The sequence below is a fragment of the Candidatus Tisiphia endosymbiont of Piscicola geometra genome (genome assembly GCF_964026415.1).
Taxonomy (GTDB): domain Bacteria; phylum Pseudomonadota; class Alphaproteobacteria; order Rickettsiales; family Rickettsiaceae; genus Tisiphia.
Window position 1 is genome coordinate 968,688 of the sequence record NZ_OZ032144.1, and the last position, 24,768, is coordinate 993,455.

Sequence of the window (24,768 nt, forward strand, 5' to 3'; positions counted from 1 at the left end):
ACCAGTTTTACGATCCCCCATAAAAAATAAGATTGCTTCTCAGGTAATTTTAAATTTAAAAGTCTCTTGATAATCATGAATATATTCCTAATAAATCTGATATTTAGAAGATTATATTCCTAATATATCTCTTTGTCTCTTATTTTTATATATATTGAGTTAGGGTATATACTTGAATGAATCTTGAACATACAAGGATTATTATAAGAATTATTTTTCCTCCTTGATCTGTGACGTAGTATTGCTAGATCTAGTAAGCTCTCTAAATTCATTAAGTAGCATTTCTATGCATATATGCATCTCTTCTAAACGAAACGTCATATGTAATATACCTTGCTCTTTCTTAGTAGTTAGAGTAATTAACTCTATTATTTCTTTATGCAATAGTGTTATTTCATCTTTTGCCTTAATGTAGGTATTGGGGAAGTCTTTACTGATGCTAATAATATTGTTATAGCTTAGCTGGATATTACTAAACCACTTGACAAATAACCGAATTAACAACATCTGCCCAATAATTATGCTAAATGCTAGAATGACTAATAGTGGGTAATACATATTCTACTTCCATTGTATTGTTCTAAGATTGATACCATTTACATTATAGAATTATGGTATTACCAGGATTGTGAAAATAAATGAGGTTGAAATAAGTTGATTTGGGGTTGATTTGGCTAAGAAATTTGTATATGATCACAGTAATACCTCAATAAAAAGGTTATTATTTAAATAGCAGTTGATGATATTTGATTAATGCTACTAGTAAGTACTTAGAAATTTTGCGAACTTGAAAGTACTTACCAGTTAACTATAATATTCAATATAATACTTGAGCTTTATTTAAGAGTAGAGCTTAAGTATTATATTGGTTTTTTAGTTTGAGATTTAGCAAAGTATATTCTTTGCTTTAAAAAATTAATCAATAATCACTGATCTCTTTTTTAATAATCTCATTCTATTTTGCTAGTTTATTGTAGTTATTTTGAGGTGTCAAGAAAAAATATTTCTATGGTGGGAGTATTCAAATTTTAATTGTTCTGAGTATATGGCCCTTGTTCACCAAATACAAGAATTCCTCAAAAAAAAGTTTGATGAATTAAAATTAACAAGAAAAGATTTTGCTGAACAAAGTGGCATTCCTTATTCTACTGTAACTAATATTATGCAAGGTCTGAAAGCCAACCCAACTATTAGTAATATATTAAAAATTGCTGACTACTTTAAGTGTTCTATGGATGAAGTTGTAGGAAGAAATGAATATATTTCTTTACCTAATATAGAAAGTCTAGAATTTTATAAAATTACATCAAGTGACATCACTTCTAATATAAAGAAGTTTTTGATTGATAAGGTAAAGAAACAAAATTTAAACTTATATAAATTAGGCATGACTATAGGTTTTAGTAATAACTCTTTACATAGTTTTGTTAATAGTAATAGGGAACAAAAAACTTTAAATAGTCAAATTGTAGTAGCCCTAGCAGATTATTTTGAAATATCACTAGATGAAATGATTGGCAGAATTGCCCCTACTAAAGATACTGACAATAGTAAATCTTCTAATTGAATTTTTAGTGGCTACTGACAGGCATATACTGCTCGTAAATGAAGAGTTGGTAGACGATAGTATAACTTCAAGAAGAGCTAGGCAGTAGCAAAGTCGAGCAGCGTAGCGTACATTAGTACGTGAGCAGCTTCGATCTTTAGACACGACAACGCCAATTCTTGAAGTTCTACCTGAGTATACTCAAATGATTTGAAAATGAATGGTAAGAAGGCATAGCGTATATATAGTATAGTTACGCATGCGAATCAATGATATTCTCAAAAAACAATTCGTAGGATCAGAAGAGTACACTATAAATTTATTCATCTGACAATTATCTTGTAACCGTGTTTATAATCACACAATTAAGGTTTATGATATTTATCAATTATCCAATCTATAAATGTATTATCAACAGACTGCTTCTTCAAAGCATACTCATATACTTCTTTTATTAGAGTTGTAAGGTTTCTCAATGAGAAACTTAAGTTTCTTTCAATTAATATATTAATTGTTGCACTAGTAGCTTTGCTAAAAATTTTTATCTGATCAATAGTTAGTATCTCGAGGTTTATTTCATTATCAATAACAAGAGCTTCCAAGTTAATGTCTAAGGCTTTTGCAATTAATTGTAAATTATTAGCACTAGGATTTTTTGAACTACCATACAAAATGCTATAGACAGTATTTCTACTTAGTCCAGTTTTCCTCTCTATATCTATAGCATTTATGTTTTTTTGAGCCATTAACGAATTAAGTCTAGCCTGTAAATTTGCCATAAGTAATACTTTGTATATAAAATTAATATTTTTAAAATATAAGGTATAATAATCAAAAAGTAAATACCAATTACATTATTTTTTCCGTGTTAATTCTAATTGTTCCTGCTGCTCTAGCTGTTGTTTTTGTCTATATATAAATTAATAGTAGGCTCAGTATGCCATTAGAGGTGACATCCATAATTGTTGGAAGTTTACAAATACCTATACCACAACGTCATATATGGACGCCAATAAAAACACAAGTAAAAAAACAAAAAATAGTAGAAAAAATGAAGCAGTCATATATTCGGCATCAAAGTGCCATAATGGTTTCTGCATTCTGCTAAGATCCTGGAGAGATACACTCATCGCGGCGGTATCAAAGTACCATGACGTTACAACGGATTTTATCCAAAATGCTTATTTATTATCTCCTCAACTTATCGTTTTTATTTTTTACTTTGTTTTATTCATATTACTTATCAATTTTTATAGCACGCCACTAACCACCTAGCAACTTTATAACGTAAATTTGCACCAAATAACTATTATAGTACCTGATAGTTGCTATTACTTATCAAACAACCATAAGTTATTCTAGCTAATTTATTTGCTATGGCTACTGCCATTACATTAAACGATTTCCCTTTTTCTTTTAACCTTTCGATAAATTCTGATAACTTCCCTTGAGGCGGATTCTTTTTATAACTTCTCATTAATAAAGACCTTGCTCCTTGTATTAGCATTGTTCTTGCATATCTATCACCTTGTTTGGTTATTCTACCTAAAATAATCTTACCACCAGTGGTATTTTGTTTCGGTACAAGCCCCAAAGATGCGGCAAAATCCTTAGCAGAATCATATGCTTCAACCGGTTTAATGCTTAAAATACTTGCATTAATTGTGCCAATTCCTGGAATAGTTTCTAAAATTTTTGCTTTCTCAGAACACCTATTTCTTTCTGCTATTTCTTTATCTAACATTTGTTCCCGTACTATCAATTGGCTAATCTCCTTACAATCAAGCAACATTTGAACAGCAATAGTTTTGTTAATAAATCCCTCTTCTAGTGCAAGATTTACAAAATTTTGACAAGTTTTGGCAAATGTAGATTTTCCACATGTTACCAAATAGCCAAGCTCAAATAATGAGGTAATCAGAGCATTACTGCGCTGAATCCTTTGTTGTATTATATTCTGCCTTGCTTTATGCAGGTAAGATATTTCTTGCTCTACCACTGTTTTAGCTTTGACATGCATTAAATCCGGATCACAGGATGCTTTGCAAATTGCAATTGAATCATTAATATCATTCTTTTGACGAATTTTTGCATATGCCTTTACATCTTTAGGTTTAAGTAATATTGCTTTATGCCCCATTGATTCAAGCCTCTGAGCCATATAATGAGCTCCACCACAAGCTTCAAATACAAAAGTTTCTGACTTTGGAAACATTATTGATAAATTTTCAAAAAAGCTTTTTCTATCCATTGCTTTTTTTAATACAACTTTATTTTCTAAATTTATTGCAGCAAAATGTAATTTTCTTTTTGCCAAATCAATTCCTATTACCTTATAATCATTCATGGTATGGACCTCATAAAATTATTAAAAAAATACAAACCTATTTTAGGTTTTGGTTCTTTGATATTTTAATATCATTTGAAACCGTTGATAAGTTTTTTTTCTTTCTTATCATTGGCGTCCATACCATCATTGCGAAGAGCTACCTTAGTAGCGACGAAGCAATTGTAAGTTAAAAGTATGATATAATAGATGTTGAAGTCAATATAAATAATGATTTATACTGACTTATAAGGGGGTATTACAGCGATAGTCATTAATAATACTAAATGACTATCGCTGTGCAGGCGTGAGCGACCGTGAAGCAATTGGTCTTAAGATCGTATGGATCTTGGTACTCTAGCCCAAATCCCCGAGACGTTTGAATAGTTGATTGGGATGCCTTTGCACTCCCGCTTACAATCGTAAACATTAAAAGTCTTCGAGGTATTATGCCATTATATAATAATTTTATTGGTCTTGATATAGGAAAATTCAATTTTGTTGTTGCTATTCATGGAAAAAAAGAAACTAAAGAATATAATAACAACTCTAATGGAATAGCTGATTTTATCAAGGATTACAAAAAAGAGATTAGTTCTGCATTGTGTGTTTTAGAAACCACAGGTGGATATGAAATGGAACTATTACTAACGCTTTGCAATCAGGGTTTTGCTGTACATAGAGCCAATACTCGCAAAGTTAAAAACTTTATTAGGTCTTTTGGGAATGCAGCTAAAACTGATAGTCTTGATGCTAAAGCTCTAGCACTTTATGGTTTTGAACGGTCAGAAAGATTAGAACTATTTAAAGTACAATCTAAGCAAGCTTTAAACTTGTATGAATTAGTCGGACGTAGGAACGACCTCAAACAAATGTTGATTGCAGAAAAAAATAGGTTTCAGTCCCCGAGAGCTGATTTAATCAAGTCTAGTTGTGTTAAAATAATCGAAGTACTAGAAGAACAAATTGCATCTATTACTAAAAAAATAGATGACTTAATAGCAAAAGATAAACTCTTGCAGGCTAAGAAAGAGACACTGCAAACTATTAGTGGTATAGGCACAGTAGTATCTAATGAGCTTATAGCTTTGTTACCTGAACTTGGTACATTGAACCGCAAACAAATAGCATCATTAGTAGGTGTTGCACCAATATCTAATGATAGCGGTAGATATAGCGGATATAGACATACAGGTCATGGTAGAAGTTCTAGTATAATGGACTGAAGAAAATGGACAAGAAAATAGAGTAAAAAGTTTCCTAATTAAGATAAAATAATAAGAAAAAATTAGGAGGAAAAATGACAAAAGAAAAAGCAAGAGTTTTTAGTGCTGAAGAAAAAACTAGGATAGTATTAGAAGTGCTGAAAGAAGAGAGTCCATTATCAGTGATAGCATCAAAATATGAGATAAACTCCAAGACAATTAGTAATTGGAAGAAACAATTTATATCAAATGCAGCATTGGCTTTTGAACCAGCAAAACTGGTAAGTAAATATCAGGAACAAATTAATATGCTGAAAGAACAAAATGATGAATTAGCGAAAACGCTTGGAAAAACAATAGTAGAGAGAGATTGGGCTGTGGGAAAGCTACAAAGCTTGGACTTATCAAATAGAAAAGAACTTGTCGATTTCAAGCTAGCAATGTTACCAAAGACAAGGCAATATGAATTATTAAAGATTAATCGTTCTTCAATGTACTATAAAGCAAAACCATTTAGTGGGTATAACTTAAATATTTTAAATAAAATAGATGAAATATATACTGATAATCCTGAATTTGGTTATCGTTATATCCATAGACAATTATTAGAAGATGGCTTGTTTATTGGTAAGGATCGGGTTCTAAAATATATGAATATGATTGGCATAGAGGCTATTTATCCAAAGAGGAAAAAGTTAACATTTGGAAAAGATAAACAGCATAAAATTTATAGTTATTTGCTTGATAAATATTGGACTAATCTAGGTACAACTAGGACTGTACACGTACCTAACGCTAACGAGGTTTGGAGCGGAGATATCAGTGTGCCGTGCCAAGAGGCTTGAGAGATGAAGGTAGGTCCTTCGCAGTCGATTTACAGGAATAGGCTGCAAACCACTGCATGCGGCAATTGTTTAAGGGCATTGTCGTGAGCGATGCAGAAAAGGCATCCTTGAGGTGTCAGGTATAGACTTAAGAAGACGAACAACAGTGAACCACCGTTCAAGTGTCGAAAGTGCTTCAGATGATGTCAAAACCAAGGAGGTGATGTTGCTTTGGGATAAATTTAGCGGGAACCTGTTTACTGGCTAGGTGGCATCCGGCATAGAGGTGGCGTGAGCTTAAGTCAAGGCTTTCAAGCTGAACACGGGAACCTGTGCAACGATGTTAAAGGAAAGGTACAAGCGGAAATAAAACCGTGAGGCTGATAGTACTGATGCGTATACACAGGGGCGGACAGACATGTAGTAATGATGAAGTTGCTGTAATGGCAATGGAGTGAAGGTGTCTGACCATTTTAGCTGTTCATCACAGTGTCAACTAAATTTATTTAGGAGGAGCTTATGAAGACAGTAAAGCCTTTTGAAATTTCTAAGCAATATGTATGGCAAGCATACCAATGTGTTAAGAATAATAAAGGTGCAGCAGGAGTTGAACAACAAACTATGGAAGAATTTGAGCGAAACCTAAAAGATAATTTGTATAAGATATGGAATCGTATGTCCTCAGGCAGCTATTTTCCTCCTGCAGTAAAAGCTGTGCCTATTCCAAAGAAATCAGGTGGAGAACGAATCCTTGGGATTCCAACTATTTCGGATAGAATAGCACAAACTGTAGTGAAGATGGTACTTGAGCCATTAGTTGAGTCCATATTTGACGAAGATTCATATGGTTATCGCCCAAAGAAATCTGCACATGATGCCATAGCAGTTACAAGAGCAAGATGCTGGAAATATGACTTTGTTGTTGAATTTGATATCAAAGGTTTGTTTGATAATATCGATCACAAACTATTAATGAAAGCATTGGAGAAACATTGTAAGTGCAAATGGGTACTACTTTACGTACAAAGGTGGCTTAAAGCACCATTGCAAGATAAAGATGGAAATATTATTATGCGCGATAAGGGAACACCTCAAGGAGGAGTGATAAGTCCAATATTAGCAAATTTATTTTTACATTATGTATTTGATGCATGGGTAAGAAGAGAAATGCCAAGTGTAGCATTTTGTCGTTATGCTGATGATGGTTTACTCCATTGTCAGAGTCAAGAACAGGCAGAATATGTGTTACAAGTTATTAGACAACGATTCCAGGAATGTGGCCTTACGATACATCCTGATAAGTCGGGTATTATATATTGTAAGGACAATAATCGTCGTGATGAATATGAACGAATCAGCTTTGACTTTCTCGGATATAGTTTTAGACCAAGAAGATGTGTAAACAAACAAGGCATGGTTCATCCAAATTTCTTACCTGCGATAAGTAATAACTCTAAGAAAGCAATCATACAAACCATAAGGAGTTGGCACATTCAGCTTAAGAATGACAAGTCCTTATCTGAACTTTCGGAAATGTTTAAAGCTGAGTTAAGAGGTTGGTATAACTATTATGGGCAGTTTTATCCATCGGCAATGCACAACATATGGAAGCACCTGAATTGGTATTTGGAGCGGTGGGTTAGAAGAAAATATAAGAAACTTGCATGGCATAAAAGACGTGCAAGAGAATATCTAAATAGATTAGCAAATCTTAATCCTGAAGCTTTTATACATTGGAAATTAGGAATATATCCAAAGGCTAAAATGGTGGGAGCGGTGTGAGCTGAGAGGTTCACGCACCGTTCTGAGAGGGGCTGAAGCTGCAATGCTTCAGTCTACTCACCCTTATGTTCGAACTAATTCGGGATTTATGTACATGGCGGCAATTATAGATTGGCATAGTAGAGCTGTGTTGAGTTATAAATTGTCAAATAGTATGGATGTAAGTTTGGTAACTGAAGTATTGCGGGATGCACTTAACAAATATCCTGCACCGCAGATATTTAATAGTGATCAGGGCAGTCAATATACTAGTCATGAACACATTGAAATTTTACAAGAGCATAACATTAAAGTTTCGATGAATGGTAAAGGAAGAAGTATTGATAATATAATTATGGAGAGGTTTTTCCGAACTTTAAAATATAATTGTATATTTATTAATGATTTTAAAGATGTTAAAGAGCTAGAGCGTGGTATTGATGATTACATCAATCACTATAATTATAGAAGATTTCATTCAAGTATTGGTTACAAAAAGCCCATGAATGTCTATCTAAATTCTATGCAAAATTATGAACAAATTGCAGCTTGAAAAATGCAAAAATGGGAAACAAAATTATTATTTTTTTTGTCTTGATTTTTCAGTCCAGTATCCTTGCAGCTTGTGCAGTCCAAGCCCTGGTAAATTCATGTTTTCTACCTTAGTTGCAGCATTTAAGTTAGCCAGTAACAGCCTGAGTTTTTTTATATGATCGCTCTGTATTTTTGTAGTATCGCCATTATTAAAGAAATTGTTTAGACCTTTATGGCTAAAAGTTTTGATCATATCCTAAACAATATTGCCTTATGATAACTATAACATATAACGTTACAGTTATCAAGATAATTATCTAATAAAACTAAATTTACTAATGAACTTTATAGTTTCAATTTAACAAATATTAATTAAAAAAAACAAGATTTATTATTGATAGCTTACAGTAGGGTAATTTAAAAGTCGGGCTGCAAGCCTAATAGATAAAGGAAGAAGTGCTTAATATGCGTTCGATGTCATTCCCGCGTAGGCGGGAATCTAAAAAAATAAACCTGCAAAACTATTAAGTATTATGGATTCCCGCCTACGCGGGAATGACATCGATGGTGTTGAGTTTACATTTATAACAACTATTAATTGTGACTTTTAAATTGCCCTGAGCTTACAGTAGGAAGCTCTAATATCCCTGCTGTAAGCCATATTCTCTATGACTTACAGCGTAAAAGAAAATCTGCAGAAATTGAAGCTGATAACTCATTAAAATCCAGAGAACTAATTTGCTGCAAACTAAAGATGGTCTTCAAAGTTCAAATGAAGATTGATTGTCCCCGGTTATGTTAACATCTTGCTCGCTTGGTTGAGGTTCGGATGATTCAATATCTAATTGACAAGCAGATGTATCATATTCTACTTGCCGTTGCAATTCATAGTAGTGTGTCACAAACTGTTGCAGAGCTTTATTTTCTGCTAATCCATCGATTATAGTCTTGTATTCCTCAAATTTTGGTATTATACTATTACAATTAGGTAAGTAATCTTTGATCATTTTCATGAATTGTGTGTTGACTTGTGCTAAAATCTTTTGCTGTTCTGTGGTAATATCCTGTGGTTTTCTAACATCTATCATAGCTGCTCCCAGTTCTGCAAGGCTTTCTTGCAATTCTGGTTTCTCTTTAACAAACTCTATTAACTTCTTAGCTAATTCATTATTAAAGTCTTGAATATTGCTTTCTGTAATAGACGTCCTTTCTTTTTCTTTTTTAGCCTCTTCTTCTTTCAACTTATTGAACTTATTAAGAAATTCTGGGTTTATTTCAGTTGCACTATTAATAATTTGGCTCCATGTTCCTAGAATGCAAGCAGTCATGTCGCCATAAGTTGTAGCAGCCATGTATACTCCTACTGCTAAAGCAAATTCTTTCTGCTCTCTCAATGTTTCTTCTATATCTAAATTACTAATATCTTTAAATAGCTCTGATATTATCTGAGGAGTCTTTTGTATAATAGGATTGCTTTCTAAGAATTTATGACAATTGCTAGAATTTACTAATACTTTTAACGGAACATCTATTCCCAACTTTTCTTGTATTATTTTTAGTTTATCTTTTACTAATTCCGGGAATTTTACCATTAACGTTACCAGCAATTCCCGTTTATCAGCAACCGGAATTTCCATAGTATCTATTAATGATTTAACAAGTCCCAAAGATTCAGGAATAGTAATGATATGATCTGTATTATCATCATATCGTAGTTCATTTGTAGAATAGCCCCCTACTAAATATTTTTCTGTTAGTGCTTTACTAGCTATATTTGTTATAGTATTAACAAATTTCTGATCATCTGGTACAGCTTGGTCACTCTTTAATGCATTTCCCATTGTGTCCCGCTTAGATGCATCAGTCAAGCTAAGTAATGCTAATTTAACTGGAGTATTAAAGAAATTAGTAGAGTCTTTTAATTTATTATTATATGCCGTTGCTATCTCTTGTAACGATTCTTTTGTACCTTTATAGTCTTCAACTAACTTACCTGTAGTAAAATTCGTTAAATCTACTGCTTCTTTTGTATGAACGGACTGATTGTCCTGCACTAAGCGTAGCATAATTCCGTCTTGTTGTTTTTGCTCTGGTATAATACCATTCTCAAAAAGAAACTTTTGTATCTCAGGTTTGTCATTATAAAAATGTAATAATGAGTGTCCTGCTGCGTCTCGTGAGTTTATAGCAAATGGGTATTTTTCTAGATGGTTTATTATATATTTTATCAAATCTTCTTCATATCCGGCGTAATAATTATGCAGTGTAAACATCATATTTTTAACTTCTTCATGCGTAAGATTAACTTTTGGGTTGTTTGCATTTTGCATAAACTTAATTATCTCTGTCTCTCCTTCATGATATAAGATTTCACAATTAATCAAATTAGAGAGTTTCTCTATCACTGTAAAATTGAAGCCGCTATTTTTAATCTCAAGTTTACTAAGATTAAGAAGCTCAGCTATTTTACCTTCCCATTGATAGTTTAAGAAATTATTGCTTATGTTTAGTTCAGTAAGATTAGTGAGTTTAGCTATTTCATCTGCACCTGTATTATATATTTTATTATACTCTATGTTTAGAATAGTAAGGTTAGAGAGTTTGGCTATTTCAGCTGCACCTTTATCACCTATATTATTATCAGCTATGTTTAGATTAGTAAGGTTAGAGAGTTTGGCTATTTCAGCTGCACCTTTATCACCTAGAGCATTATAGCTTACATCAAGGATAGTAATATTACTATTCTTGATCGGCTCTATTAATAATTTAATTTTATCGCTATTAATCTCACATTTTCCTAGCTTAAGTCCTAAGACCTGTTTATTATTACTTTGTATAAATGAACTAAATGCCTCTAAGCTCTTCTGATTACTTAATATATTAGACAATATCTCTGCATTGTTATCAAAATTTAGGTAAACACCGTCTGCAAATATACTAAAATCTGTTGTCGGTGTTGTTGCCTCTGTTGTCATTGTTGTTACCTAATTAAGATTAATAATTTTAATGAATGGGCTACCCAACCCATAATTTCCTGCCGTATTAAACGGATTTATATTTTATGGCGTGGATACTATCAGATAAAATTAATATTGCAACTATTATTTTTAACAAAAATTATTTTATAATCTTGAACTTATAACCTTAAAATATACTATTATATTTAGTGAAAACATGATGTAAAAATATCACGAAACTTGATGCAAATTGTGATTTTTTATGATATAATAACTCCCCTACAATATAGAAGCAGTGTCTAATGCTGTATTAGTATCCTTATTAGCTATATTTGGATCTGCATTCATGCCTAATAACATTTCAATGATCTTAGTACTATTAGGATTGTTCTTTTCTGCTGCATAATGTAGTACAGTATTACCGTATTTATCTTGCTTATTTACATTACCTTTTGTAACTAAATGATTTACTAACTCCACGTTACCTGTTTTTACAGCTGTAAATAAAGGATTTTTATCGAGTAAAGTAGTTAAACTACCATAGCGTACTTGAGCAACAACTTGCTTACACACTGTTCTAAACATCATATTTATTCCTCCAATTAGTTTTTATATCGCAAATATCCGTTTAAAACGGATATTTGCGATCATATTACATGCAAGCAATATTTAAAAAATTTTTAAGTTGAATGAATAGAATCAAAGGTTTATATACTCGAATGTGACTCCGAATTGGCTTTAATATAAGGGAAAATGCATTCTTAAAGCGGCTAACGCGAATGCATTTTAAACCTTTCTAAAGCTAAAAACATGATTTTAATCTTTTAAAATCATGTTTTTAGCAAAATATTAATTTAACAATCAGATACAGAGCCGTCTCAAATCTGATTGTTTCGATAATTTCACCGAATTTGGGGATAAGAATTTATCAATTCTTATCCCGAATTCGCGTAAAATGAGGTTAACTTAACGTGACAATCTAGTGTAAATAGTGTATGGTAGCATTTGAAAATAAAATTGACTATAGTATTTTTTATCAAATAAGTCTCTTATCACCTCAATCTCGGATTAACTTCATTAATCCGACATTGGAATGAGAATGTAAACAATCAGACTTAAAGTGGTTTGACACAAAGTAACAATATGGAATTCGATCCTAATCTACTATCTCGTATACAATTTGCTTTTACTATAAGCTTCCACATAATTTTTCCGTCCTTTACCATTGGTCTTGCTAGCTGGCTGGCTGTCGTAGAAGGGCTATGGCTCAAAACTGGCAATAATATTTATCAAGAAATATATAAATTTTGGATTAAGATTTTTGCTATTACTTTTGGTATGGGAGTGGTATCAGGCGTTGTTATGTCTTATCAATTTGGTACGAATTGGTCAGGTTTCTCTGATAAGGTAGGTAATGTACTTGGACCACTATTAGGTTTTGAAGTACTTACGGCATTCTTTTTGGAATCATCTTTCCTTGGAGTTATGCTATTTGGCTGGAATAGAGTCAGTAAAAATATGCATTTCGCTGCCACTTTAATCGTGGCAGTTGGTACAATTATCTCTGCTTTTTGGATTCTTGCAGCTAATAGCTGGATGCAAACTCCTACTGGTTATGAAGTACGAGCAGATAATATTTTATACCCGGTAAGTTGGTTGGAAATTATTTTTAATCCTTCATTTCCATATCGTTTTTGTCATATGATTGTAGCAGCATATTTAACTACAGCTTTTGCAATTGGTGGTGTTGCTGCCTGCTATCTTTTACATAAAAAATTTGTTAACCATGCTAGAATCATGTTTGGCATGGCAATGTTGATGGCAGTAGCTGTTGCCCCCATACAACTTTTTATTGGTGATCAACATGGGTTAAATACTCTAAAACATCAGCCGGCAAAAGTTGCTGCTATGGAAGGTATCTGGGATACGGAAAGAGGGGCTGCACTTAGATTCTTTGGTTGGCCTTCAGCACAAGAAGAAATAACAAAATATACTATAGAAATACCCAAAATTGCTAGTTTAATACTAACCCATAGCTTAGATGGAGAAGTAAAAGGCTTAAAAGAATGGTCAAAAGAAAATCGCCCCCCTGTATTAATAGTATTTTTATGTTTCCGAGTAATGGTAGGAATCGGTATATTAATGATAATTACTGGGGTTATTGCATTAGTTTTATACTTACGTAAAAGATTATTTGATACCAAATGGTTTCAATATTGGTGCATGTTGATGACTCCATCTGGTTTTATAGCAATATTAGCAGGTTGGTTTGTTACAGAAGTTGGCAGGCAACCTTATATAGTATATAATATAATTAGAACATCGGAAGCATCTTCACCGGTGCTAGGACAACACATCTTTGCCTCATTAATTGCCTTTGTGATAGTTTATGTTTTTATATTTGGCAGTGCCACTTATTATATTATAAATTTAATAAAAAAGGGGCCTATAGCTGATACCCATTAAACAAACGTCATTGCGAGGAGCTACCTTAGTAGCGACGAAGCAATCCATTTCTCATAAATAGTAGATTGCCACGACCACTACATGGTCTCGCAATGACAGAAGTATGAGTTAACCGGGTTAGCTATATAATAGACTTACTGCATAAGTCAATCTAGTTGGTGATTTTGTCGTCGAAACTCGCCTCCGCTCCTCACGTACGTCTGTGTACGCGAAGGTAGCCGGCTTCGTTTCTCCTAAAAATCCCTCAACTATCTTTGATTTATGCAGCAAGTCTAATAAACATAGGATTTTTTGCAGTTTAGGAAATCCAATAGAAGAGGACAACAACCATGCTTAATTTTGCTCCCTATATAGATTTACCTTTAGTGTGGGGTGGACTAATTGTCATTGCAATCTTTCTTTATGTATTACTAGATGGTTTTGATCTAGGAGTTGGTATATTATTTCCATTTGCTCCTACTCAAGATTGCCGCAATAAAATGATGAACTCTGTAGCACCATTTTGGGACGGTAATGAAACTTGGTTAGTTTTAGGTGGAGGAGGATTATTTGTTGCATTCCCACTAGCTTATTCAGTTTTGATGTCAGCCTTCTATATACCAATTACCATAATGCTTTTGGGATTAATCTTCCGCGGAGTAGCCTTTGAATTTAGATTTAAAGCCACTCTAAAGGATCGTTATATATGGGATTATTCTTTCCATTTTGGTTCTATCATCGCTACCTTATTTCAGGGAATTATGTTAGGAGCTTTCATCCAAGGCGTTAAGGTTGATGGCAGGGTATTTGCTGGTGATGCTTTTGATTGGCTGACCCCTTTTTCTATCATGACAGGTATTGCTCTAGTATTTGGTTACGCTCTTCTTGGTGCTACTTGGTTGATAATGAAGACTGACGAAAATACCCAAATATGGGCTCGTAAATCCGCATCATACGTATTAATGTATGTTATGTTATTTATGGGTTTAGTAAGTTTATGGATACCGTTTTTAAACGAGCAAATTCGTATATTTTGGTTTAGTATGCCGAATTTTATATATCTCTCATTAATCCCCGTTTTAACTATTTTTACATTATTTAGATTACTTTCAACCCTTTATAAGAATAAAGAATTTCAGCCTTTTTGCTATTCAGTTTTACTTTTTGCTCTAGGTTATTTAGGGCTAATCTTAAGTATTTGGCCTTTTACAGTACCATATCAAATATCTTTATGGCAATCTGCAGCAATAGCCGAATCACAATCTCTAATGTTGGTAGGAGCTGTGTTGCTTTTACCGGTAATATTAGGTTATACAATTTATTGTTATTATATATTCCGTGGAAAATCAACTCATCACCCAATGTATTAGTAAGTTGAGAAAAATTTTTATTTCTCAGAAATGCAAACAATGGCTTTGGTTTGTAATTTTATACTTAGTGGGGCTAATATTTGTGCTATCATTATCCTGTATAATTAAAGCTATCTTTTATATATTAAACTAATAGCTTTTACTACTGCCCCCTAGCTCTTTTCACTCTCGACATTTGATGAAAACCAACATAAAGCAAAGGTGTTACATAAAGTGTTAATATCGATCCGATAACAATCCCTATTACCAAAACTATAGCCATTTGAAAACGACTATTAGCGTAGTTGCCATTATCAAAGAAAAGTGACAACAAACCAATACTCATAGCTAAAGAAGTAATTAAAATTGCCCTGATTCTTGACGTTGCCGCTGTTACTATTGTTTTTAGAGTTCTTTGTCCCTTCTGATGCATTGCACTACATAACAACACACTATGCTTAGTCATTAATCCTGCTAACGTGATAAGTGATATTTGCGTATATATATTTAATCCCCCTTGAGAAAAATATAAGCTTAATAATGCTACACTTAAAGCGGCTGGAATTCCCCCAACTAAAATAAACAATGATAGAATTGAGTCGTTAAAGCGTGCAAACATTAATAAGTAGAGTCCAAGTACAGATAGTAAAATTAGTACTGTAAATGATGATGTTGAATCAATAAGTATTTGCGTTTGCTCACTATAGCTAATATCACTATCATTTGGTAACTTGCTGTTTAACTGATTAATAAAATGAACTGCATCCTGCAATTTAATACCATGTTTAGCAGTGGCAATTACTTCAATGGAATATTGCTCATTATAACGCATAATTTGATTAACGGTATTCACCCTATTAATATCACATATATCCTTAAGCTGAATAAGGTTTTCTCCATTTTTCTGTGTTGTAATGAACATATTTTGTATATTACTTAGTGTTTTGCCAAATTTAGGATCTGATTTAGCAATGACATCATAGGTATTATCATAGTGCTTAAAGTTCCCTATCTTCCTAGCATTAAACAGAATATCTAATGTACTTGATATATCTTTCTGACTTAAACCATATTTAAATAACTTATCTTGATTACACCAAATTTTATAATCTTGTACAGGTGAAGCCTCAATAGCTATAACATTAGTAAATAAATCTTTTGAGTTATTCTGTATAAAATGAACAGCCTGCCAAGCATTCTCCATGGATGATTGGTTATTGACATAAAAGCTTAACTCAACGTTACCCTTTGCTGAACCAGCATTTTTCCCTTGAGCAAATTTCACTGAAATATCTCCACCCACTGCTATTTTTGCTAGTTTAGCTTCAATTTCATGCAATGTTTGTACCGCTTTAGCTTTATCTTTTAATATCAACCAAATTGTTGAACGTGGTGATTCTTCAATGCTCAGAGTATATTTTACATTATCATTATCCTTGATTATTTTAGTAATTTTTTCCATATAGTGATGGATGTAACTTAAATTGGTATTAACCATAAATGTGTTAGTCAGTATAAGCATATCTTTTTTTTCAAATGGCTCAATTTCTATTTTCATATTGTTAACTGCAACATATGTACCAGCCGCTACAACGATAGCCACCAAGGATAAAAATACTTTGGCATGGCGTATAATAAAAAATAAAGACTCCTGATATTTGTATGTAATCATATCCAATGTCTTATTAACAATTTGAACAAATTTGCTTTCATGCGTATTATTTGCTAGTTTTAAAAACAATATGGGTGTTAAGGTAAATGCAACGATAAAGGACATTACTAAACAAGCAATTACTGACAAAGCAAATTCCTGCAAAATTTTTCCTACTTCTCCTTTAATAAATAAAATAGGGACATATATTACTACTAGCGTAAACATCAATATTAAAACAGATAAAAAAAGACTATAAATTGCTTGCAATATACTAGTTAAAGCATCTTTATTCTTCCGATAATAATGTTCAGCATTTTCAATCACTACAATAGAGTCGTCAACCACTAACCCTATAGCCAGTACCATAGCCAACATTGTTATGGCATTGAGTGTAAAACCACATAAGTACAGCATAACAAAACAAGCTGCAAGCGAGACTGGAATTGCACAAATTGCGATAATTGAATATCGCAATGATCCCATTATCAGTAAAACAATTACTGACACCAACAAGACCGATTCAAGCAAAGTTTTTCTTACTTCTTGAAATGCTTGTAAAATATCTTGGCTATCATCGATAATAACCTGAAAGATAAATTGGGGATTGGCTTTTTCATAATGTTCTAGGAAATGCTTTACACTCTTTGATACATCGATTGGATTTGCATCCGACTTAGCAAAAATACCTAATAAAACAATTTTATCCATGCCAAAATAAGCAAGGCTAAGTAGCTCTTTATCTGATATTGTAATGCTGGCAATATTTTTTAATTTTACAGCAACATTATTACTTTCTAAATTAATTTCGCCAAAATCACTCAATTTATTAATTGCTGTATCAAAAGAAATATACTCTGTTTTATATTGATTTGATAACTTACCACCAGAGAAATCACTGTTTTGTAGTGTTAACGAAGCAAGAATACTATCTAACGGAATATAATATTTTGCAATCTTTTCAGGATCAATATCGATATTAATCACTTTTTCAGTCACACCAAAACTAGATGTATTGGCTACACCATCGACATATTTAAGCTTTTTTTTGATCAACTCAATATCATCAGCAGTAGCTGATACATTGTTCTTAGAACTGACCGCAATATACATCATTGGTAAAACAGAAAAACTTTCAGTAGATATTATAGGCTCTTTAGCCCCCTCTGGCAGGAGAGCCTTATTTTTTAATATCAAATCTCTAACTTGATTAATTGCTTGTTCTATAGGAACTTTTTTGGCTATACTTAGAGTTATTTTACTCTCTCCTAACTGACTAATAGCAATAATCGACTTAAGACCATCAATATGTGAAAAAACTTCCTCAAAAGGTTTAGTAGTATATTTCTCTATCAGGTCCGGCTTTACATTCGGATTGATGATAGAAATGTAAATATTTGAAACAGGAATATTTGGTAAAAGTTGAATTTTCAGCTGCAAATATGAGTATATACCAAATAGTACAACCACAATATTTATTACAATAAAGAAGCTACTATGTTCCAACAATCTTTTTATCATAAAAGTTCTTTCATATTAATCCCTAATATTCTTAGTAGGACTCTGCACCCCTATTTTCCTCTGTGCTGGGTCTTGCGAAATGTAGACATTGTTTTTTATTCTAGTTACATCTGTTCCAGTTGTAGTTGCTGATTTTCGTAGGGTATTGGGTGACAGCTTGGTATTGTCATTTACAACTGGAGTTACAGCAGTATCTTTTTTTACCATTGCTGGATCAATTACCTTAGGCCGCTTTGAGGGTACAAGTTGAGGACTATTCTGTTCTCTTAAACCATTCTGTCCTTGTTCTCTTAATACATTACTAGCTCCAATTCCTACTGTTTTTACTGGACTAGCTATCTCAGTTGGGGATTCTTTTTGGATTACAACTGGAGTTCTTTTGCTCTGTTGTTCTACTAGTAGGTTAGTTGCAGCAACTTTCTCATTTAATGGATTAGGAGATTGTGTCAAATCACCTACACCACCTATACTACTTACACTAGATCTACTAATTGAACGATTGCTTCTAGAGCTTACACTTACACTGTTATTATTACTATTCAATGGTGTACTGCTCCCTTGTACCTTTTTCATTTCATTTCGCACCTTAGCTAAGTTTTGACTTGCTGTTTTTACTCCTGATGAGTTTCGTTGATTAACGAAACTACTTCGGTATTTCATAGCCTGTGTATGCTTACCCTCAAAGTTTTTTGTCTCCTTAGTTACATCCGCCTCTGTTATTTGTAATGCCGTCACAGCCTTTTTACGCTCCTCCTCCTGTTGTTGCTTTTTCTTAGCTACATCCTTATCTTTTTCTTTGAATGTATTTACAGCTCTTGTACGCTCCTCCTCCTGTTGTTGCTTTTTCTTAGCTACATCCTTATCTTTTTCTATGAATGTATTTACAGCTCTTGTACGTTCCTCCTCCTGTTGTTGCTTTTTCTTAGCTACATCCTTATCTTTTTCTTTGAATGTATTTACAGCTCTTGTACGCTCCTCCTCTTGTTGTTGCTTTTTCTTAGTTATCTCATTATCTTTTTCTTTGAATGTATTTACAGCTCTTGTACGCTCCTCCTCCTGTTGTTGCTTTTTCTTAGCTACATTCTTATCTTTTTCTGTGAATGTATTTACAGCTTTTGTACGCTCCTCCTCCTGTTGTTGCTTTTTCTTAGCTACATCCTTATCTTTTTCTGTGAATGTATTTACAGCTCTTGTACGCTCCTCCTCCTGTTGTTGCTTTTTCTTAGCTACATCCTTATCTTTTTCTGTGAATATATTTACAGCTTTTGTACGTTCCTCCTCTAGTTGTTGTACTTTCTTAGCTATCTCCTCCTCTTTTGATCTGAATGTATTCCAAGCCTTTATACGCTCCTCCTCTAGTTGTTGTACTTTCTTAGCTATCTCCTTATCTTGTTCTACAGATGGATTTTTTGTACGCTCCTGCTCCAGTCGTTCCTTTTTATTAGTTATCTCATTATCTTTTTCTTTGAATGTATTTACAGCTCTTGTACGCTCCTCCTCTTGTTGTTGCTTTTTCTTAGTTATCTCATTATCTTTTTCTTTGAATGTATTTACAGCTCTTGTACGCTCCTCCTCCTGTTGTTGTACTTTCTTAGCTACATCCTTATCTTTTTCTATGAATGTATTTACAGCTCTTGTACGTTCCTCCTCTTGTTGTTGCTTTTTCTTAGCTACATCCTTATCTTTTTCTGTGAATGTATTTACAGCTCTTGTACGCTCCTCCTCCTGTTGTTGCTTTTTCTTAGCTACATCCTTATCTTTTTCTGTGAATGTATTTACAGCTCTTGTACGCTCCTCCTCCTGTTGTTGTACTTTCTTAGCTACATCCTTATCTTTTTCTTTGAATGTATTTACAGCTCTTGTACGTTCCTCCTCCTGTTGTTGCTTTTTCTTAGCTACATCCTTATCTTTTTCTTTGAATGTATTTACAGCTCTTGTACGCGCCTCCTCTTGTTGTTGCTTTTTCTTAGCTACATCCTTATCTTTTTCTGTGAATATATTTACAGCTTTTGTCCGCTCCTCCTCCAGTTGTTGCTTTTTCTTAGCTACAACCTGATCTTTCTCTTTGAATGCATTCACAGCCTTTGTACGCTCGTACTCCAGTTGTTGCTTCCTATTAGCTATATAGTTCTTTTTTCCTTCTAATGTGTCCATAGCCTTCTGACGTTGACTCTCTTTTTTTTCTTTCTGCTTACTTACTTGCTCCTTTAATATTTCTTTGGCTTGTCCAGTTGCCAGTGCATACTGATCCTCAAGCTCTTTCATCTGCTTATTTCTTTTCTCCTCTTCTTTGGCTAATGCTTCTACATCCTTAGTATACTCATCGTCAATATCTTTTATTTGCTTGTTTATTTCCTCTTCTTTCTTTGCTAATACTTTCACATCATTAGCATGCTCATCATCAATATCTTTTATTTGCTTGTTTATTTCCTCTTCTTCTTTTACTAAAACCTCCATATTCTTAGCATACTCATCATCAAGAGCTTTTATATCCTTGTTTAGTATATCATCTTTAGCATCTGCTAACTTTTCTTCCAACTGCTTATTATATCTCTCCAATTCTTCTATACTGTCTTGGGTACTTTGTTTTTCCAATTTGTTAGCTTCAAGCATTTGAGCAAACTCAACTAACTTAGCTTGTGCATCATCATTTTGTTGAGTCAAAGCAAGTACTTGTTGTTGTGATTTTTCATTAACTTCTGCTAACTTCTCCACCGCTACCTTATTCTCTTGCTCTAATCTTTGTTTATCTAATGCGTGATTTCTAAGCACTTCCTCTAACTTAGCCTGTACAACATCTTTTTCGTTACTAGCATCTACTAAGTCCTTTTCCAACAGCTTCTTACCATCTTCTAAGGCTACCATCTTTTCTTTTAGCTTCTCACTTTCTTCCTCAAATTTATTCTTATCTTCCACTAATTTTTGCTGAGCTTCTTCATACTCTCCCTTTACCTTTCTGAGTTCTTCATCCTTTAGCTGTTTTTCTTCAGTTAAAGCTGTTATTTTTGCTTCATACTCCTGTTCTTTCTTTGCTTGAGCTTCAGTCAAAGCTGCAATTCTTTCATCCAATTGCTTCTTATCTTCCACAAATTGTTTCTGATCTTCCGTCAAAGCTAATATTTGTGCTGCAAATTCCTGCTCTTTTGCTTCATAAGCTTTAACTGTTTCATCTAACTTATCCTGTGCTACTTTTAATGCGTCATCTTTTGCCTGTTTCTCTTTAAGCAAATCTGCCATTTGTACTGCATGCTCTTGCTCTTTTACTTGCTGAGCATCAACCGCTGCAGCTAACTTATCTTGTGCATTTTGTAATTCCGTATCTTGCTGCTGTTTCTCTTTAGTTAAAGCCGCCATTTTTTCTACAAATTTCTCCTCTTTTGCTTTAGCTAGAACAACTTGCTCTTCCTGAGCTTTAGTCAAAGCTGCCATTTTTGCTTCATGCTCCTGCTCTTTTGCTTCATAAGCTTTAACTGTTTTATCTAACTTATCCTGTGCTACTTTTAATGCGTCATCTTTTGCCTGTTTCTCTTTAAGCAAATCTGCCATTTGTAGTGCATGCTCTTGCTCTTTTACTTGCTGAGCGTCAACCGCTGCAGCTAACTTAGCCTGCTCTTGTAATGCCTCCTGTTTTTCTTTATCCAAAATTGCATTCAAATCAGCAATTTTTTCTTCTTTTTCTTTCTGGGCTTTATTCAAATCTGCTATTTGCTGTTCTCTTGCTAACTGAGCTTGCTTCAAATCTGCAATCTCTTTAGTCACAACTTCAATCTTTTCTTCATGAGCTTTAACCATTTCATCTTGTTTTGCATGCAAACCTGTTATTTTTTGCTCTCTTTCTGCTAAATCTTGATTCAAAGCTGTTACTTTCTGCTGTTGTTCTTTTAGATCTTTAGCTGCCTGCTCTCTTGCCTTTTGAGCTTCAGTCAAAGTGGCATTCAAAGCAATAGTTTCTTTAGTCAAAGCTTCTGCCTTATTTCTAGCATCTACTAAATTCACCCCCAAGCCATCCTTATCTTTACCTAAGGTTGTTATCTGCTCTTGCAAATACTTATTTTCTTCTTTCTTTTTTTCTAATTCTTGCTGAACTCGCTCATGATCTTTTTTAGCTTCATCCAAGTTAGTTTGTAAATCTGCATTCAACTTATTATATCCTAAATCTTTTGCTGCACTAAGTGTTGTCGGCTGATTTTTTGTATTTTTTTCTGTCTTTTTTGACTGACTCTTTACTTTAATCTTGTCTTGAGTCTTTTTATTGGGTTTTTCCTTCTTTAACTCTGCAACTGATTGACTTTCCTGCTTTTTAAGATGATTCGTAATAGGTTGTTTTAATGCTGTTTTCTTTTCTTCAATCTCGTTCTTTAAGGACTTTATCTGTTGTTGTGCATCATCAAGCAATTTCTTTTGAGCCTCCAAATCACCCTGTAAAGCAGCCGCATTTTTTTTAGCCTCTTGATTTTGCCGCTGATTTAATGAATTATCTTTTATCTCCGATTGTTTAGGCAATTGTGATTGCAGTTGCTCTAGTTTTTCAAATGCTAATTTTTTCTCCATATAAGCATTATTCAAATCATCTTCTTTGGTCTGCAACTCTAATAATTTTGCTTCAGCTTCCTTAATATCACTCTGCAATAGTTCAAATTTCGAAGTATTTTCATGTGTTTCCAGTGGTTCACCATCTGAATCCAATTGGTCAATTTGATTATTCGATTGCTTATTATCACCTAACATTAGTTCTTGTTGGTTCGAATCTCCAAGTATAGCACTTTGTGATTGATTAGTTTGTGATGGATTAGTTTTCTGCACAGAATCAGTAATATTTGGAACTTTTATAACATCAAGATTTTTGTCATCATTTACATATACTTTAGAATTAATTTGAGGACTTGCATTATCTTGAGTATTATGATTATTACTAATATACTGTTCTGGAGAAGCAGAATTGCTTCCTGTAGTTCTTTGTCCAGTATTTGATGAAGAATGTGAGTTATCTGAGGTATTACTACCATTTTGAGATTCCTCCAATTCTTGCTCTTTTTGCTTTAATGCTTCCTGAAGCTCAAGTTCCTTCCTCCTCAGGTCCTGTATAGCACCTGCTTGAATTCTGTTTAATTGCTTAAGTTTAGCTGTGTTATCATCATTATTCTCAAGAGCATTAACAGAACTACAAAATAGCAGTATCATAAGAAAGTATAGTTTTTGGATTTTTTTATTCATTTGTATTCAGTTCTCCAACAATGAAAAAAAGTATTAATATATTGTAAATACAAATTGAAATATTCTTGACTTGTCAAACTATTGTTATAATTTGTCAAGTTTCGATTCCGGTGCGTCAATAAGTTATGACCTATTTCATATTGTTGAGTGAGTTGCCTCATCTTCAATCAAAACCTTGATTCCATCATGCAATCCCTTCTTTCCTGAAATAACCACTTGGTCATTTGGTTTGATGCCAGTAACTACCTCTACACTTTGGCTATCACTATCACCTATTTCAATCCTTACTTTTTTAGCTGTATTATTCTCAATAACATAAACATAGTAATAAGAGTCAAAGAAAACAGCTGAGTTTGGTAATTTTATCCGTTGCTTGTTGCCATTGAAAATAACATTTACGTTAACAAATAAGCCCGGCATGATTGAATTATCATCATTTGGAATCAATGCTTCAATATAGACTGAGTGATTCTTATCTTGGGCAATTTCTGAAGTTTTAAAATCACTTAGTTTAAGGGCTAAGTTTAAAGCGGGAATATAGATGTTGACATAGCTCCCTCCCGCACTTTTAAATTTTTGATAGTCGCTTTCATCAAGACCAAACGCAACCTTGATAATATGAATATCATAAAGAACGACTATTTTATCCTTTTGTGTAACAAGCTCTCCAACAGTAACAAGTTTTCGTTCAACAATTCCACTTAATGGGGCAACAACATAATGATTGGTTTTTTCATCAAGTAATGTATAATATTTTTGTTTAGCATCAAGGTATTCTATGTTATGGTTCACATACTCTGTATATCTAATGAGATTCTTATCCAATAACTGCTTCATCGCATTAGCTTTTTTCTCTTTAAGATGATACTCTTCATTTGCTAGTTCAATCAGATAGTCAATTTGTGTGGTATCTAATACCGCTAAAATATCACCTTTTTTAACATAGCTACCTATAGGCAAGTCAAGTTCTTTAATTCTTCCTGTTGTATTGACTTTAACTGCATGTGTTTCATAGGCTAAGGTTTTGCCTGTTGTAACCAATATATCATTTGTCTCCTCTGAATATTGAGCCTTAACCACTTCAACAGGAATTACAACAGCTTGATTGTCCACTTGCTGTGTTGGGGCTTGTCTACTGACTACTTTTTTGATAGAAACTATCACTACAACAACCGATACTGCAACAAATAATAGTCCATATATATAGGATCTTCGACTTATTAATATCTTCCCTAGGGTCATTTGAATTTTACCATATTTCTGATTAGATTGCTAACCTTCTCTTTAATCTATTCATTTTCAACTTCGATTATACTCAAATCATTTGAGTATAATTTCTGATAACAAAAGAACCGTGACAAACGGTTTTATTGTTTTCCAGTCACATATACAGTAAAATTTTATTTACAGAAAGTAGTAGTGTAGCTAACATGGA

The 24,768-nt window shown here is 33.2% G+C and carries 15 protein-coding genes and 1 pseudogene; 7 read left to right on the forward strand and 9 right to left on the reverse strand.

The genetic code is table 11. The features are described from left to right. Window positions 1-210 precede the first annotated feature (210 nt). Window positions 211-558, reverse strand: coding sequence for a hypothetical protein (locus AAGD26_RS04590; protein WP_341751291.1), 348 nt, complete (start codon window positions 556-558; stop codon window positions 211-213). 487 nt (window positions 559-1,045) lie between these two features. Between AAGD26_RS04590 and AAGD26_RS04595 the strand changes: the two genes are divergently transcribed. Beyond that, window positions 1,046-1,567, forward strand: a complete 522-nt coding sequence (locus AAGD26_RS04595; RefSeq protein WP_341751292.1) for a helix-turn-helix domain-containing protein — start codon at window positions 1,046-1,048, stop codon at window positions 1,565-1,567. Between the two features lie 344 nt (window positions 1,568-1,911). Here the strand turns inward: AAGD26_RS04595 and AAGD26_RS04600 are convergent, their stop codons facing one another. Together AAGD26_RS04600 and AAGD26_RS04605 are read right to left on the reverse strand one after the other, a co-directional pair. Further along, complete coding sequence (locus AAGD26_RS04600; RefSeq protein WP_341751293.1) at window positions 1,912-2,325, reverse strand: helix-turn-helix domain-containing protein; 414 nt, start codon at window positions 2,323-2,325, stop codon at window positions 1,912-1,914. 530 nt (window positions 2,326-2,855) lie between these two features. Beyond that, window positions 2,856-3,893 carry an IS110 family transposase gene (locus tag AAGD26_RS04605; RefSeq protein ID WP_341751256.1) on the reverse strand — a complete coding sequence of 346 codons (1,038 nt, stop codon included), beginning with the start codon at window positions 3,891-3,893 and terminating at the stop codon, window positions 2,856-2,858. 428 nt (window positions 3,894-4,321) lie between these two features. On the opposite strand from AAGD26_RS04605, the gene AAGD26_RS04610 reads away from it, so the two are divergent. From AAGD26_RS04610 to AAGD26_RS04625, 4 genes and pseudogenes are all read left to right on the forward strand, one after another. After that, window positions 4,322-5,098, forward strand: a complete 777-nt coding sequence (locus tag AAGD26_RS04610; protein ID WP_341751294.1) for a transposase — start codon at window positions 4,322-4,324, stop codon at window positions 5,096-5,098. Window positions 5,099-5,172: 74 nt separating this feature from the next. After that, a complete protein-coding gene (locus AAGD26_RS04615; RefSeq protein WP_341751142.1) occupies window positions 5,173-5,922 on the forward strand; it encodes an IS3 family transposase in 750 nt (249 codons plus the stop codon). A 498-nt stretch (window positions 5,923-6,420) separates the two neighbouring features. Further along, window positions 6,421-7,683, forward strand: coding sequence for a group II intron reverse transcriptase/maturase (ltrA, locus tag AAGD26_RS04620; protein WP_341751141.1), 1,263 nt, complete (start codon window positions 6,421-6,423; stop codon window positions 7,681-7,683). A 64-nt stretch (window positions 7,684-7,747) separates the two neighbouring features. Further along, window positions 7,748-8,215: pseudogene (locus AAGD26_RS04625) on the forward strand (IS3 family transposase); the annotation flags it as partial. Window positions 8,216-8,242: 27 nt separating this feature from the next. Here the strand turns inward: AAGD26_RS04625 and AAGD26_RS04630 are convergent. The 3 genes from AAGD26_RS04630 to AAGD26_RS04640 form a co-directional block, all read right to left on the reverse strand. Continuing rightward, window positions 8,243-8,449: a type II toxin-antitoxin system RelE/ParE family toxin gene (locus AAGD26_RS04630; RefSeq protein ID WP_341751295.1), complete on the reverse strand. Its 207-nt coding sequence runs from the start codon at window positions 8,447-8,449 to the stop codon at window positions 8,243-8,245. Between the two features lie 508 nt (window positions 8,450-8,957). Then, window positions 8,958-11,171: a hypothetical protein gene (locus AAGD26_RS04635; protein WP_341751296.1), complete on the reverse strand. Its 2,214-nt coding sequence runs from the start codon at window positions 11,169-11,171 to the stop codon at window positions 8,958-8,960. A gap of 261 nt (window positions 11,172-11,432) precedes the next feature. Next, complete coding sequence (locus AAGD26_RS04640) at window positions 11,433-11,741, reverse strand: ankyrin repeat domain-containing protein (RefSeq protein WP_341751297.1); 309 nt, start codon at window positions 11,739-11,741, stop codon at window positions 11,433-11,435. A 555-nt stretch (window positions 11,742-12,296) separates the two neighbouring features. Between AAGD26_RS04640 and AAGD26_RS04645 the strand changes: the two genes are divergently transcribed. After that, window positions 12,297-13,619, forward strand: coding sequence for a cytochrome ubiquinol oxidase subunit I (locus AAGD26_RS04645; protein WP_341751298.1), 1,323 nt, complete (start codon window positions 12,297-12,299; stop codon window positions 13,617-13,619). 329 nt (window positions 13,620-13,948) lie between these two features. Continuing rightward, complete coding sequence (gene cydB, locus AAGD26_RS04650) at window positions 13,949-14,968, forward strand: cytochrome d ubiquinol oxidase subunit II (protein WP_341751299.1); 1,020 nt, start codon at window positions 13,949-13,951, stop codon at window positions 14,966-14,968. 142 nt (window positions 14,969-15,110) lie between these two features. Here the strand turns inward: cydB and AAGD26_RS04655 are convergent, their stop codons facing one another. The 3 genes from AAGD26_RS04655 to AAGD26_RS04665 all read right to left on the reverse strand — a co-directional run bounded on the left by AAGD26_RS04655 (window position 15,111) and on the right by AAGD26_RS04665 (window position 24,575). Then, a complete protein-coding gene (locus AAGD26_RS04655) occupies window positions 15,111-18,119 on the reverse strand; it encodes an efflux RND transporter permease subunit (protein ID WP_341751300.1) in 3,009 nt (1,002 codons plus the stop codon). 15 nt (window positions 18,120-18,134) lie between these two features. Next, window positions 18,135-23,333 (reverse strand): hypothetical protein, encoded by a 5,199-nt coding sequence (locus AAGD26_RS04660; protein WP_341751301.1) that lies wholly within the window; start codon window positions 23,331-23,333, stop codon window positions 18,135-18,137. Window positions 23,334-23,468: 135 nt separating this feature from the next. Further along, window positions 23,469-24,575 carry an efflux RND transporter periplasmic adaptor subunit gene (locus tag AAGD26_RS04665; RefSeq protein WP_341751302.1) on the reverse strand — a complete coding sequence of 369 codons (1,107 nt, stop codon included), beginning with the start codon at window positions 24,573-24,575 and terminating at the stop codon, window positions 23,469-23,471. Window positions 24,576-24,768 lie beyond the last annotated feature (193 nt).

Excerpts from the sequence above, each read along its gene's own strand:
- AAGD26_RS04590 (WP_341751291.1), bottom strand. The coding sequence starts at position 558 with ATGTATTACCCACTATTAGTCATTCTAGCATTTAGCATAATTATTGGG.
- AAGD26_RS04595 (WP_341751292.1), top strand. The coding sequence starts at position 1,046 with ATGGCCCTTGTTCACCAAATACAAGAATTCCTCAAAAAAAAGTTTGAT.
- AAGD26_RS04600 (WP_341751293.1), bottom strand. The coding sequence starts at position 2,325 with ATGGCAAATTTACAGGCTAGACTTAATTCGTTAATGGCTCAAAAAAAC.
- AAGD26_RS04605 (WP_341751256.1), bottom strand. The coding sequence starts at position 3,893 with ATGAATGATTATAAGGTAATAGGAATTGATTTGGCAAAAAGAAAATTA.
- AAGD26_RS04610 (WP_341751294.1), top strand. The coding sequence starts at position 4,322 with ATGCCATTATATAATAATTTTATTGGTCTTGATATAGGAAAATTCAAT.
- AAGD26_RS04615 (WP_341751142.1), top strand. The coding sequence starts at position 5,173 with ATGACAAAAGAAAAAGCAAGAGTTTTTAGTGCTGAAGAAAAAACTAGG.
- ltrA (WP_341751141.1), top strand. The coding sequence starts at position 6,421 with ATGAAGACAGTAAAGCCTTTTGAAATTTCTAAGCAATATGTATGGCAA.
- AAGD26_RS04630 (WP_341751295.1), bottom strand. The coding sequence starts at position 8,449 with ATGATCAAAACTTTTAGCCATAAAGGTCTAAACAATTTCTTTAATAAT.
- AAGD26_RS04635 (WP_341751296.1), bottom strand. The coding sequence starts at position 11,171 with ATGACAACAGAGGCAACAACACCGACAACAGATTTTAGTATATTTGCA.
- AAGD26_RS04640 (WP_341751297.1), bottom strand. The coding sequence starts at position 11,741 with ATGATGTTTAGAACAGTGTGTAAGCAAGTTGTTGCTCAAGTACGCTAT.
- AAGD26_RS04645 (WP_341751298.1), top strand. The coding sequence starts at position 12,297 with ATGGAATTCGATCCTAATCTACTATCTCGTATACAATTTGCTTTTACT.
- cydB (WP_341751299.1), top strand. The coding sequence starts at position 13,949 with ATGCTTAATTTTGCTCCCTATATAGATTTACCTTTAGTGTGGGGTGGA.
- AAGD26_RS04655 (WP_341751300.1), bottom strand. The coding sequence starts at position 18,119 with ATGATAAAAAGATTGTTGGAACATAGTAGCTTCTTTATTGTAATAAAT.
- AAGD26_RS04660 (WP_341751301.1), bottom strand. The coding sequence starts at position 23,333 with ATGAATAAAAAAATCCAAAAACTATACTTTCTTATGATACTGCTATTT.
- AAGD26_RS04665 (WP_341751302.1), bottom strand. The coding sequence starts at position 24,575 with ATGACCCTAGGGAAGATATTAATAAGTCGAAGATCCTATATATATGGA.